Below are 14,726 nucleotides of genomic sequence, written 5' to 3' on the forward strand. Positions count from 1 at the left end.
CTTCTTTTGTGGGTAATTTTTATTTTTTCCCTAATTATTGGGGGACAAAATCAACTATTCTCAAAAAATAACGGGATAGCTTTTGAAATGTTTCAAGAAGTCCAGCAAGATCAGGACACCCTTAAAACTAAAACAGATAGTACTAAAACTGATAGTTTAAAAAATTATCAACCAAGTAGAAGACCTACCTACCAAGCGCAAGACCGATATGGTGATCCATTTTCAAATGATTTAGGGAACAGTCCCTTATTGTTGGAAGATCCTGCAGCCTTAAATCTCGATGTAGAAATTGATACTGGTTTTAATTATTCCATTTACGAAACCATTGGAGATATAGATTTTAGACCAACATCATCTATGTCTTATGAAGAATTTTCAAATTATCAGAATGATAGAATCTTAAAAGAATATTGGAGGGAGCGGTCTTTAGGATTGGATGGGGAAAGCGCAGTTAGTGGGCGTTCTTTAATTCCGCCACTTTATGTAAGTCCTGTATTTGATCGACTTTTTGGAGGGAGTTTTGTAGAATTAATTCCTAATGGATTTATCACCTTAGATTTTGGTGGGCGGTTTACTAAAAATGAAAATCCTAATTTGCCAGCTCAGCAGCAACGTTACTCCAGCTTTGAATTTGATCAGCAAATCAATATGAATGCTGTAGGTAAAGTGGGCGAGAAATTAGCGGTGACAGCTAATTTTGCTAATAATAATTCATTCGATTTTCAAAATGATTTAAAAGTTGAATACACAGGCTATGAAGAGGAGATCTTAAAAAAGATTGAAATTGGAAATGTGAGTATGCCTGTTAATAATTCATTGATGTCTGGTGCACAAAACCTTTTTGGGGTAAAGACTCAGATGCAATTTGGTCATTTATTTGTTACAAGTGTTGCCTCAACTCAAAGAGGAAAAGCAGAAAGTGTGAAAGTGGAGGGAGGATCCCAAAGGCAAGAATTTCAAGTAAGGTCTTCCGATTATGATGAAAATAGACACTTCTTTTTAGGTCATTTCTTTAGGAACAATTATGAGAGGTGGCTAAGTGGGCTCCCCAGGGTTAATTCTAGTTTGGATATAAGAAGAGTGGAGGTATATATTCTAAATAGAACTCAAAACACGCAAAATTTAAGATCAATCGCTGCTTTTATGGATTTAGGTGAAGCTAATCCAAATAATATCAACCAAAGTCAATTTTTGCAATCAAGCACATCAGCTAATAGCCCTACGGATAATGATGCCAATAGTCTATGGGGCGAAATCAATAATTACAATAAGGATTACGATAATTTTCTTAGTTCCCTTGAATCTTCAAGCCCTTCTTTATCCAGAACTGTTGATTATGAAGTCATTAATGTAGCTAGGAAATTGGATGCTACTGAATATAATTTCAACAAGGAGTTGGGCTATATTTCCTTAAGAAGGCAATTGCAAAATGATGAAATGTTAGCAGTGGCCTATGAGTATACTTATAATGGTCAGCGATTTCAAGTTGGGGAGATGGCTGAAAATTATGGGAGTAGATCCGATGATGAGGTCGTCTTGTTAAAGCTGTTAAGACCTTCCAAAATTAATGTGGATGTTCCTTCCTGGGATTTGATGATGAAAAACATATATAATCTTCAAGGAAATCAAATTAGCCAAGAGGGATTTCAATTAAGGGTTATTTATAGAGATGATAGAACAGGTCAGGACAACCCTAGTTTGCATGAAAGTTCATTGCGTGATATCCCATTGTTAAGAATTTTTAATCTGGATAGTTTAAATCAAAATAACGATCCACAACCTGACGGGAATTTTGATTATATAAATGGTTTGACAATCAACCAACAAGAGGGTAAGATTATTTTTCCAGTTTTAGAGCCATTTGGAAGTAGTTTAGACCAACAATTTAGGGCTGATGAACAAACTTTTAAAAGTAAATATGTTTTCAATACACTTTATGAGTCAACCAAAAACGATGCACAACAACTTACCTCAAAGGATAAATTCTTTATTAAAGGGCAATATGAAAGTGGTTCATCCACAGAAATTGCACTGCCTGGCCTGAATATAGCAGAAAATTCAGTTCGAGTTAGTGCTGGAGGTACACCCCTTCAAGAGGGAATTGATTACCGAGTTGATTATAATTTGGGAAGAGTGATCATTCTCAATGAGGGAATTTTGAGCTCTGGTAGAGATTTAGATATTGATTTTGAAACGGAGGATATGTTCAATTTTCAATCAAAAACATTGGTTGGGACTAGATTTGATTATGTGGTGAGTGATAAAATCAATGTTGGGGCTACTGTGCTTCGGCATACTCAACGTCCTTTGGGAGTTTCTCGATACACAATTGGTTCTGAACCCTCAAGCAATACCAAATGGGGTTTAGATCTAAATTATAGTGATGAAGTTCCATTCTTAACCAAAATGGTGGATTTTCTTCCATTTATTGATACCAAAGCTCCTTCTACGCTAACTTTTAGAGGTGAATTTGCACAGCTGATACCAGGTACAAGTAGTCAAGTGGATGGGGAAGGTACTGCCTATTTGGATGATTTTGAACAATCCGTAACGGTCAATAATTTGGGTAGTGATTATGTGAGTTGGAATATGGCAGCAACACCTGAAACAGAAGATAACCGGTTTATGGGGCAGGGTAAATACGGTGAAAATAAAAAACGAGCTAAGTTAGCATGGTATAATATTGACAATATAATTTATAATACAACTGGTCAGGATCTTCCTGAAATTTCGGAATCAGCAAAAGAAAATCACTATGCCAGAAGTATTGCAATTCAAGAAATTTATAAAAATCGAGATAGAAATATCGGCATCAATCTTCAACAAACTTTTGATATGGCTTATTTCCCTGAAGAAAGAGGGATGTACAATTTCAACAGCGATCTAACAACAGATGGCCTTTTGAAAAACCCAAAACAAAACTGGGCTGGGGTAACCAGAGCTATAACTTCTGAAGTCGATTTTGATAAAAATAATATTGAATATATAGAATTTTGGTTGTTAGATCCTTTTATAGAAACCGAAAGGGGAATAGTAGATGATGGTTCTGAAGATGCTACTAATAATACCACCGGAGGAAAGCTTTTTTTTAATTTGGGTAGTGTTTCTGAGGATGTTTTACCAGACAATAAATTAGCTTATGAGAACGGCCTTCCTGCTAATTATGATAATTTATCAGAAGTTGATATTACAGATCAAGGTAGGGTGCCTTCTAATTCACCGATCACTGATGTATTTTCTACCGACCCTGAAGCTAGGGCAAATCAAGATGTTGGACTGGATGGTGTCCGAAATGATTTGGAAGGCGAGTTTTACAGCGATTTTGTTAATGAGATTAATTCAAATGCGAATATTTCTCAAGAGGCAAAAGACAGAATTCTGAATGATGTAGCGGCAGATAATTTCAGATATTTTATGGGTGATGAATTTGATGAACGAGAAGCTCCTATTGTAGAGCGCTATAAAAACTTCAGCAATATGGAGGGTAATACACCAGCAGGGAATGGTGGGGAAAGATTTAATCCATCTGGTAGTAGATATCCTGATTCTGAAGATTTAAATAATGATAAAACAGTATCTACTTTAGAAGAGTATTATGAATATGAAGTGCCATTAACGAAAAGTGATTTGAATGTAGCCAACAACCCCTATATAGTGGATGAAGTGACTGCTTCAAGTGATGATGAAAATGTAAAATGGTATTTATTTAGAATCCCAGTAAGAAATCCTACTAGAACTCAGGGTGAGGTTCAAGGCTTTAAAACCATCCGTTATGTAAGGACTATACTTACAGATTTTGAACAACCTGTGGTATTGAGAATGGCGGATTTCCGTCTGGTAGGTTCACAATGGCGTAAATACAATGGCTCATTAGCAAGAACGGGTATAATTGAAACACCAGAGCAGAAACCTTCAAATTTGGTGATTTCAGCCGTTAGCATTGAAGCGAACTCAGAAAGTGGCCGGGGAAAGTTCCTTATGTTTTACCGCCAGGAATTACTCGAGATCAGGATATTGCTTCGGTAGCAAACCCGGTAAGACAAAATGAAAAATCTATTCAATTGTGTGTTGATGATTTGGAAGAAGGTAAAGCTGTTGCCGCTTTTAAAAATGTGAATTTTGACCTAGTAAATTATAACACATTAAAAATGTTTTTACATGCGCAGGGAGCAAATGTTGAAGATGATGATGTTACGGCTTTCGTAAGAATAGGTACTGATTTTGATGATAATTACTACGAAATTGAAATCCCTTTAAAAATCACCCCATATCAAACCACAACAGCAAGAGATATTTGGCCATTAGAAAACGAAATTGATTTAGATATTAATAAACTTTACGAGTTAAAAGCAAAAAGAAATCGAGAATTAGGGAATCAAAATATTTTATTGCCATATTCTGATCAATTTGGAAAATATACTCTTACAGTTAGAGGTAGGCCTGATATGAGTTCAGCTCAGACTATGATGATTGGTATTCGAAATCCTGATGGTGGAAGTACTCTGCCTAAAGATGTCTGCATTTGGGCCAACGAAATGAGGGTTACAGATTTTGACCAAACAAAAGGTTGGGCTGCAAATGCTACTTTAAATGCCAAGTTAGCTGATTTTGCCAATGTTACCGTGGGTACAAACTATTCAACTGTGGGCTTTGGGGGTATTGAACAAAATATTGCTCAAAGAACAAGAGAGACTACCGAAGCTTATGATGTTTCTGCAAATATTAGTTTAGGTAAATTTTTTGGTGATGAATCTGGGGTGAAAATTCCAATGTATTTAGGATATCAAACTTTTACAGCCACACCTTTTTTCGATCCCAGAGACCCAGATATTCCATTGACAGCTGCTCTTGAAAGCTTTGAAACAGCAGAGGAAGCTGAAGCTTATAGAGATTTGGTTATTGATCAGGAAGTAAGGAGAAGTATAAATTTCACAAACGTTAGAAAAGAACGGAAAGAGACGGATAAACTTGTTTTACCTTTTGCTATTTCAAATTTTGACTTCACATATGCCTATAGCGATATCAATCGAAGTAATTTACAAACAGCCGTATTTGAAACTCGCAATTATAAGGGGGCAATTGGTTATAACTATGGTTTTCCAAATGCAAGTATAGCCCCACTTAAAGAAGCAGATTTCTTAAATTCTCCTTATTTTAAATTAATACAAGACATTAATATCAATCCATTACCCTCAACTTTTGGTGTTCGTGCAGATTTGGACAGAAGTTATGTAAAAACTCAACTGAGAAATGACCAATTGGGTATAGAAGGAATAGAACCACAATTTCAAAAGGCTTTTACGTTAAATAGAAGTTATAATTTAGATTGGAATCTAACAGAAAATATTAATGTAAATTATACAGCCAGAGCATTTTCTATTATTGATGAAGAAGCTGGAGAAATAAATACAGAGGCTAAAAGAGATAGTATACTGACCAATCTTCAAAATCTAGGTAGGATGAAGAATTTTGATCAAAGTGTAGTGACAGGATATCAAATCCCTTTAGGAAAGATACCTTTTACTGATTGGATTTCAGCTGAAGCTCGATATAAGGTTGATTTCAATTGGACATCAGGTTCTTTAAATCAGATCGATACTTTAGGTCATTTAATTCAGAATAGTAGTGAGTGGGGATTAAATTCTCGCCTGGATATGAACAAACTTTACAATAAACTCAAAATATTGAATAGTATTAATAATCCTCCAAGGTTAAGAGCAAATGAACAAGATACCACATGGACCCAACCCGGAGCACCGATAGTAAAGGGATTACTTAAATTGCTAATGTCAGTAAAGAATGTAACGGGAAGTTATTCAGAAAGAGGAGGGACTCTCTTGCCTGGATTTAGAAACAGAGCTTATCTTTTTGGTTTAGACTCTTCTTTAACGGCTCCAGGCCTTCCTTTCATTTTTGGAAGTCAGGATCCTAACATTCGCTACAGAGCAGCGGAAAATGATTGGCTCGCAAAATCAACTTCTCAATCAAATTTTTATACGCAGTCAATAGTTAAAACATTGGATTTGAAAGCAACCCTTGAGCCTGCAAAAGATTTAAGTATCCAATTAGATGTTAATAGGACTATAAATGAAAATTATAGTGAATTATTCAGGTTTAGTGATCAAGAGGATGCCTTTGTAAACCTAACCCCAACCCGAAGTGGGAATTATATCATGAGTTATAATATGATTAATACTGCTTTTGTACCTACTGATGAGAATAATTCTCCCTTATTTGAAGAAGTAAGGCAAAACAGGGAAGTGCTTAGGCAAAGGATTACAGATTTGAATCCAAATGGAGGTGAATATCAATTGAATCATCAAGATATTTTGATCCCTTCCTTTTTAGCAGCTTATAGCGGAACTTCTCCTAATGAAATAAACACCAACCCTTTTCCAAAGTTGCCACTCCCTAATTGGAGAGTTGATTATAAAGGATTGTCTAATATTAAAGCTGTAAAAGAGGTGTTTCCAAGTGTAAGCTTAAGCCATGCTTATGTTTCTACATTAACTATCAATAACTATATAAATAATGCTTTCTATGGTGCTGAGAGTGAACTTAACTTAAGCAATAATATTGAAAATTATCCGCTGCCAACGGCTGTGTCTGATAGTGGCTTTTATTTGCCAGTATATACAATAGGTCAAGTTTTAATTTCTGAACGTTTTTCACCATTAATAGGGGTTAGTTTGAGAAGTTCGGGCAGATTAACCGCTAAATTTGAATATAAGAAAGAAAGAAATGTGGCATTAAGTACTGAAACATCTCAAATAACGGATCAAAAAAGCAATGATTTAGTGATTGATATAGGTTTTACAGATCCGAATTTCACGCTTCCGTTCAAAGTCAAGGGAAGGACAATCTCCTTGGATAATGATTTAACGATGCAGTTGAGCGTAACGGTAAGAGATACTGAGGTAGTCCAAAGAACCCTAGATGACGGAAGAAATGTGTTAGTAGATGGAACCATTAATTTTCAGCTTAGGCCAACAGTTAACTACACTGTGAATGAAAGACTGAACCTTAATTTTTATTTTCAAAGAAATTTTAATGAACCAAGGGTTCAAAACTCATTTCCAACCACAAATACCTCCTTTGGTGTACAAGTTCGCTTCGGATTGCAATAATTGTTTTTGCATCCGAAAAAAGAGTGTAATTTTGGGGAAATATAAATCAATAGCCAATTTAAAATTAATTAAGAATGAATATTCCTGACAATTTAAAATACACCAAAGATCACGAATGGGTGAGAGTAGAAGGTGATGAAGCTTACATAGGTATAACAGATTTTGCTCAACGCGAGCTAGGTGATATCGTCTACGTAGAAGTTGAAACTGTTGATGAAGAAATAGAAGAAGGTGAAGTATTTGGAACAGTAGAGGCTGTGAAGACTGTTTCAGATCTATTTATGCCAGTAGGAGGAACAGTTTTAGAGTTTAATGAGTCTTTAGAAGATTCTCCAGAATCAGTGAATGATGATCCTTACGAAAAAGGATGGATGATTAAATTAAAACTTTCTGATCCTTCATCAGTCGATAAATTATTGTCTGCCCAGGATTACAAAGAATTGATTGGAGAATAAATATGTTTCTCAGGTATAATCTGTTTGGGATTATTTGGTTTTTGCTCATTCTATTATTGGGCCTAACGCCAGGGGAATCAATGCCGATTACAAATGTTTGGGAATTTTTGAGTTTTGATAAAATTGCTCATTTTTTTGTTTTTGCGGTGCTGTCCTTCCTCTTAATTTTAGGATTCTCTAAACAATATACCTTTATGTTTTTTCGTTATTATGCTGTGCCTTTAGCCATTGGCATTAGTTTACTATATGGTTTAATCATAGAAATAGGACAAACCTTTATTCCAGAAAGAGGTCTAGAACCTTTAGATATTCTTGCTAATACTATAGGAGTTTTTGCAGGATGGTTTGTATTTTATGTGATTTATAAGATTTAATTTCGAATTATTAAAAAAGATTGTTACGATAATTTGAATTTAAATCATTAAATAATAGTTTTACTATCTAAACGATGTTTAATTATGGAACTTAAAAAGAATCCGAAAGCAGACATTAATAAAAAGTCAACGCTTTTTTTGAACATAGGATTGGTTATATCTATATCCTTGGTGTTTTTTGCTTTTGAGTACAAATTTTATGATGATGGTTCAGCAATGGATTTAGGTGAAGTCAGTGATGACATGGAGGAGATAATGGAAATTCCGCCAACGGAGCAGCCACCCCCACCACCACCGAAAGTAAAGCTACCAGAAATCATTGAGATTCCTGATGAAGAGGAGATAGAGGAAGAAATTGAACTTGACCTTGACATGGACATGAATCAAGATGATGCCATTGAAGATTTGGTATTTGAGGAAGAAGGAGAAGAAGAAGAAGTTGACAAGGTTTTCTCTATAGTGGAGCAACAAGCAGAACCTCAAGGTGGTATTCAAGCTTTTTACGACTATGTAGCTAATGAATTATCTGACAAATACCCACGTCAAGCACAAAGAATGGGAATAGAAGGTGTTGTTTATGTACAGTTCGTAATTGAGAAAGATGGTTCTTTAACTGACGTACAAGCTGTGAAAGGTATTGGTGGAGGTTGTGATGAAGTTGCGGTAGAGGTAGTAAAGAATTCTCCAAGATGGACTCCTGGTAAGCAAAGAGGTAGAGCAGTACGTTCACAAAGGGTAATCCCTATCAGATTCGTACTGAATTAATAAATATTATTATCAAGTTTAAAAGCCGGTTTACCCGGCTTTTTTTATGTCCATTTTTTAATACTTTTCATCATTTGTAGGTTATCTCTCCTTTTGAATCTTTAATTTTGTTCATTATAAAAGTATCTTTATCATAGTACCATGGAAATATTAGCAGTAATAATTGGTTTGGCGGTTGGAGTAGTCCTTGCCTATTTCATTTTAAAATCACAAAACAGCAATGGTGATGAATTAGAGAATTTAAAAGAGGAGAAGCAACAGGTTTTAACTGAACTAAGCGTAATAAAAAGTCAGAAGGACAACTTGTTGCATGAGTTAAAAGAAGAGAGAAATGCTCATTCTCAAGAAAGAGAGAAGAATGTTCAATTAAATAGACAATTATCTACTGTTGAGTCTGATTATAAAAATCTCAAGATAAAATTAGATGAGCATAAATCTGAATTAGCTGAACTACAGCAACAATTTAAAAACGAGTTTAAAAACTTAGCACAAGAGATTTTCGAAGAAAAAAGCAAGAAATTTACAGATCAGAATAAAACCAATATTGGAGAATTACTCAATCCACTACGTGAGAAGATCGATAAATTTGAAGAAAAGGTAGAAAAAAGTAATAAGGAGAATTTAATTTGGAACAGTGCTTTAAAAGAACAAATTACTTCCTTAAAAGAATTGAATTTGCAAATCACTAAAGAAGCTGAAAATTTAACCAGAGCTTTAAAAGGAGATTCCAAATCTCAAGGAAATTGGGGAGAAATGCAGTTGGAAGCAATTTTGGAAAAAGTAGGTTTGCAAAAAGGAGTTCATTATGAGAAAGAGAAGAATTATAAGAACGAGGAGGGCGATAACCAAAGACTTGATTATATCATTAAAATGCCAGATGATAAGTATTTAGTTTTGGATTCAAAGGTTTCCTTAACAGCTTACAGTAATTATTTTGATGCCGATGATGATGTGAAACAAGCACGATTTCTTAAAAATCATTTAGATAGCATGTATTCCCATATTAAAACATTGGGAGATAAAAATTATCAAAACCTATATGATATCAATCAACCCGATTATGTATTGATGTTCATTGCTAACGAACCTGCATTAACCATTGCCTTGAAAGAGGATCATAACCTTTATGAAAAAGCATTGGATAAAAACATAGTATTGGTATCCACTACCACTTTAATGGCTACATTAAGAACCATTTCTTATATCTGGAAGCAGGATTTACAAAACAAAAATGCAATTGAAATCGCTACGCAAGCAGGTGCTTTATACGATAAGTTCACCAACTTCACCGATGATTTATTAAAAGTAGGCAATAATCTTAAGACCACACAAAACAGTTATTCTGATGCTATGAAAAAGCTTTATGATGGAAAAGGTAATCTTATCAGAAGGACTGAAATCTTGAGAGAATTAGGTGCTAAGACTACTAAAAACATGGATAAAAGACTTTTGGATAGGTTCACGGAGTAATATTCATATGTTCAGTACGTTTGTTTTTTAATGCGTACGGTATTTACATTAATACTTTTCATTTCAGGTACACATTTAATATGTAGCCAAAGCCTCATAGAAGGAGTTGTTCATACATCTAAGGATTTTAAGGCTATTGAAGGTGTCCATATTTCTAATATATCAAAGGAAAAGCTAACTTTTACCTCTGCGAATGGTGAGTTTAAAATTAATTCTGAAATAGGGGATACCTTGATTATCTCCTATGTTGGTATGAAATCAAAACAGCTAATAGTTAAAAGTTTTGATTTTCAATTTATCACTTTAAAATCTGATATTATCGAATTAGAAGAAGTAAAGGTGACTAATATTCCAGAAAATCAATATAAGTTTAAGCGTAAAATAGTGGATATGGGGATAGTTGAAATAGATTCTTTTATTCCATTTGGTGTTACTCCAGGCAAGCCTAAAGATCCTATTCCTAAACTTTATGAACGTGAAACAAATGTCTTATTTGGGGCAAACGATCAATTCTGGCCAACGCTGACAATACCAATGTCGTATTTTACAAAAAAGTATAGTAAAAAGCATAAAGCAAAAAGAGGTTATTATGAATTGAAAGCATCGAAGGATCAACAAATTTTAAATAATAAAAAATTCAATAAAGAGATAGTTTCCAATCTAACGGGATTAAAAGGTGAAAAATTATTGAGGTTTATGAGTTTTATGAATTTAAGTAATGACTTTATTACTAAGGCAACAGATTATGAGATAGCCAAAAAAGTATTGGATTCGTATAAAGATTATTTTTCAAAATTAGAAATGGATTGAACTTTGAATGATTTTTTGACCTTTACAGGTAATTCTTTATAATATCAATTCTATTTTAATCGTTTGATTACAATATGAGAATAGTTTGCTTAATCATATTTCTATTTCCATTCACTTTATTTGTACAAGCACAAAGTATTGGTGGTGAAATAACATCTAGTGCTGATGGCTTAGCCGTAGAAGGCGTTCACATTGTGAATACAACTGCTAATAAGATGGCTATTTCCGATGCTGAGGGACATTTTGATTTGATCGCTAATAAAGGTGATACATTAGTTGCTTCCAATATTAATTTTAACACTAAGCAGTTCATAGTTAAAAATGAACAATTTCTGAAGATCACTTTAAATCCTGCTATAATACAATTGGATGAGGTAAGGGTGAGTAATATGCCTGAAAATGAAGCTGAATTTCGTAAAAAGATTATTAGTATGGGGGAAGTTGAAGATGATAGCTTTGTACCTTTTGGAATGAAGCCAAATAAACCCAAAGGAAATGTTCCTAAAAACTATGATCCCAATTATACTAATTCAGTAGGTTATGCAATCAATAAGCCCATATCCTTCATTGTAAAGAAACTTAGTAAAAACCATAAAAATAAATTGAAATACTATCAAACAGTAGCTAATAAAGGTAATGTCATTGCTAATAATAAGAAATACAGTCCAGAAATCGTAAAGGAATTAACTGGTTTAGAAGGTGATGATTTAACTGATTTTATTCAATATTTGGATCTTGATCCTGCTTTCGTTAAAAGATCAAGTGAATATGAAATTGCTACCAGAATCTTGAAAGAGTATGATTATTATAAATCTAAATCTCAAAAAGGATAAATAAGTCTACCCAACTCTAAGGCCGATAATTAAAATATCATCTATTTGATCTCCATTTCCTTTCCAAAATAGATAAAGTGAAATAATATATTGGACTAAAATTCTAAATTTTATACTTTTGTCGGCATTAAGAACCACCATTTCTTTCCCTGAAATTTAATGGCTGTAACAATCTAATTAAAATAATGAGTTTCAAACAATCAACCTGGCTTTTTGCCTTTACTTTCATACTACTTTTAACCACAAAACTGTCTTTACTCGCTCAAAGTGATACCACATGGTACGATGCTTCTGGTTATATCACTAATCTCCGAGAAAAGGCTGTTTATTATAGTTTCAAGCCAATAAAAATAGATAGTGGGTATAGAGTTGAAGAGTTCTATATATCTGGGCAAAAAAAAATGGAGGGGTTTTCTACTTCAGCCGATGGACAGATACTTGAAGGATGGGCCATCTGGTATTATGAAAATGGCGATATAAGCGAAAAAGTTTTTTACGAGAAAGGGAATAGGGAAAAATGTATTTCTTATTGGGAAGGTGAGAAATTTTCTACTGCTGAATATCGAAATAATAAGCCTTATGAGGGTACATTTGTGGTCTATGCTCACTCAAGAAGTGCCTACCTTATGCCAACTTACCGACAAGGATCATTAGAATCACTATATATTTTTGAAAATGATCCCGAGGGGATTCGTTTTGGCTATACGCTAACAATAGATAATGATCAGGATACTTTACGTAATTACAAATTTTATGATGAAAAAGGCGATTTATTGGGCAAATATGAGTGTGTAGATCAAGAATTTGAGATGTATGCTGATGAAGAGGATAAGCTTAAAAAGAACGGTACTTTTGTGGATTATTATACTGATCCGATGCAGGTAGGTGCCATCATAAAGTACAAAAAAGGGAACGTCCTGAGCCGTAAAGATTATTACCGCACAGGTGAGTTAAGAGAGGAGGTCATTATAGAAGGAGAAACAGCTACAGCTAAATATTACAAATTGGATGGTACCCTCTTGGGTGAGTTTTCAGGCCCTTACAACATTGAATATGACTATTTTAAGCGTGGGGGAACTGGTACTAAAGTGGATTTTTATGATGATAAGGAGGGTAGTCATATGCCGGTAAGAGAGATTGTGAAAAAGGAAGATGGAGAAAACGTGGAAAAGAAATTTTATGCTAGAAATGGCAATTTGAAGCGGTCAATAAAATTTGGTGATAATGGCGATAGGGTTGAAAAGCGTTATAATGATGAGGGGAAACAAAGCAATGAGCTGATCTGGAAAAATAACGATCCATATCATGGCACTTTCGTCCAGAATTCAATGATGCATAAGATTTACGAGAAGGGCGAGATGACTGGAATAATTCATTTCTACAAATCGGGTGAAAAATTCAGGAATAAAAGAGATTCCATAGCAACTTATTATAACAAAGAAGGCGATGTGATTGCTAAGGCCACATTTGAATCTTTGGAATCTGAAAAGCCGATAGAGGGCACTGTAATGGAGCTGTTTAACGCTAAATTACGTTATGAAAAACACTATAAGCATGGAAAAGAAATTAAAAAGGTCGAATATTTCCACTACAAATACCCTTTGCGAATAAGCAAGAAGGAAACTTTCTATGATGATGGAAGAAGAACCCGTGAAAAATGGTATTACAGCACGGGTGACCTTAGGTCGGACTTTATTTATGACGGCTATCGCAGAAAAGCTGTAACTTATTATGATAAAGACGGAAAGGTTATAGGAAAGCTAGGCTATTCTAACAGAAAGGAAATTGGCACAGAAGTAAAGTTTTTTTATGAAAGTGACCTAATAAGAGAAGTCACTAAATACGATGAGGAGGGGGAGATGCTGACCAAAAAAATATTTGACAAACGATATGATGAAGATAAAGTACCCTATACAATTTTAGAGGCGGACATTCAGTCTAATGGAAAATCAAAATATTATGCTCCTGATGGCAGTAAGCTAGCAGAAGCAGAATTTCGGGGTGGAGAGCCTTTTTCTGGAGTAATTGTGGAACACCCTAGTTATAATGCTGATTATGATTTATATATTATCAAACCTTTTAAGGAAGGGGAGGTTCACGGTATCGTCAAAGAAATGAAATATTATGATAAGGAGCCGTATCAGCCTGTGGTGGGTAGAGAATCAGTTTATAAAGAGGGTCAACGCAATGGTGTTGATAAAATATATTACCCGAATGGTGAGTTGAGAATCTTTCAACATTATAAAAATGGACAGCTTCATGGTAAATACATCAGCTATGATGAAAACGGCAATGTTGAAGAACAATATAGCTATAAGGAAGGAAAGCCTTATGATGGCCTTTTTAAAAATTCTATCCCTTATACTAGAGATATTGATGACAATGAGTACAAAATTAGTAAAGGGAACTTGGTTTATTGTAATTTCAAATTAGATGGTAGATTGCTTGAAAAGACCAAAATGGTTGATGGAAAGTATGAAACAGTGATTTATAAAGAGAATGGTGCTGACAGTATAACCTTAATGCTTGACGAGAATAGGAACGGTTCAGTAATGCTTCATGGTAGGGAGAAGAGAAAATCCGAAAATATCATTAAAGATGGCGAGCCTTGGTCAGGTACTTTTTACTTTACTGATTTCGATAAACGTGAAACAGAGGTATTTGGTGAAACTGAATATTTGAAAATTTCTTTAGATCCCTACTCATGGAAACTGATTGCCTATAATATGGATGGCGAGGAAGTTTTTCAGCTTGCAGAGCAAAAAAACTGGAAAGAATCTAACGTAATTTCCCGATATATATGGGTTGATAGTTATTTGAAAGATTTATCCTTTTTTTATAAACATAGGTGGTCAACTTTTAATTAGAACTGGCTGTGCAAAAGATTAAATT

Annotated in this window: 9 protein-coding genes; all 9 read left to right on the top strand. The window is 34.3% G+C overall.

Features of this window, described 5'->3' with window-relative positions; translation table 11 throughout:
- Positions 1 to 87: 87 nt before the first annotated feature.
- The 9 genes from sprA (ABWH96_RS08125) (at position 88) to ABWH96_RS08165 (ending at position 14,701) form a co-directional block, all read left to right on the top strand.
- Entirely contained in the window at positions 88 to 4,026 is a 3,939-nt protein-coding gene (gene sprA, locus ABWH96_RS08125; RefSeq protein WP_375580967.1) for a cell surface protein SprA, read from the top strand.
- Positions 4,014 to 7,127 carry a cell surface protein SprA gene (sprA, locus tag ABWH96_RS08130; RefSeq protein ID WP_375581471.1) on the top strand — a complete coding sequence of 1,038 codons (3,114 nt, stop codon included), beginning with the start codon at positions 4,014 to 4,016 and terminating at the stop codon, positions 7,125 to 7,127. Before sprA (ABWH96_RS08125) ends, sprA (ABWH96_RS08130) begins: the two co-directional genes overlap by 13 nt.
- A gap of 74 nt (positions 7,128 to 7,201) precedes the next feature.
- Entirely contained in the window at positions 7,202 to 7,582 is a 381-nt protein-coding gene (gene gcvH, locus ABWH96_RS08135; RefSeq protein ID WP_375580968.1) for a glycine cleavage system protein GcvH, read from the top strand.
- A gap of 2 nt (positions 7,583 to 7,584) precedes the next feature.
- Positions 7,585 to 7,956 (top strand): VanZ family protein, encoded by a 372-nt coding sequence (locus tag ABWH96_RS08140; protein WP_375580969.1) that lies wholly within the window; start codon positions 7,585 to 7,587, stop codon positions 7,954 to 7,956.
- 84 nt (positions 7,957 to 8,040) lie between these two features.
- Entirely contained in the window at positions 8,041 to 8,721 is a 681-nt protein-coding gene (locus ABWH96_RS08145) for an energy transducer TonB (RefSeq protein ID WP_375580970.1), read from the top strand.
- 141 nt (positions 8,722 to 8,862) lie between these two features.
- Positions 8,863 to 10,191, top strand: coding sequence for a DNA recombination protein RmuC (gene rmuC / locus ABWH96_RS08150; protein ID WP_375580971.1), 1,329 nt, complete (start codon positions 8,863 to 8,865; stop codon positions 10,189 to 10,191).
- Positions 10,192 to 10,221: 30 nt separating this feature from the next.
- Complete coding sequence (locus ABWH96_RS08155) at positions 10,222 to 11,001, top strand: carboxypeptidase-like regulatory domain-containing protein (RefSeq protein ID WP_375580972.1); 780 nt, start codon at positions 10,222 to 10,224, stop codon at positions 10,999 to 11,001.
- A gap of 74 nt (positions 11,002 to 11,075) precedes the next feature.
- A complete protein-coding gene (locus ABWH96_RS08160) occupies positions 11,076 to 11,834 on the top strand; it encodes a carboxypeptidase-like regulatory domain-containing protein (RefSeq protein WP_375580973.1) in 759 nt (252 codons plus the stop codon).
- Between the two features lie 185 nt (positions 11,835 to 12,019).
- Positions 12,020 to 14,701: a toxin-antitoxin system YwqK family antitoxin gene (locus ABWH96_RS08165; protein WP_375580974.1), complete on the top strand. Its 2,682-nt coding sequence runs from the start codon at positions 12,020 to 12,022 to the stop codon at positions 14,699 to 14,701.
- Positions 14,702 to 14,726: the final 25 nt, after the last annotated feature.

The organism is Marivirga tractuosa (assembly GCF_042140215.1).
Taxonomy (GTDB): domain Bacteria; phylum Bacteroidota; class Bacteroidia; order Cytophagales; family Cyclobacteriaceae; genus Marivirga; species Marivirga tractuosa_A.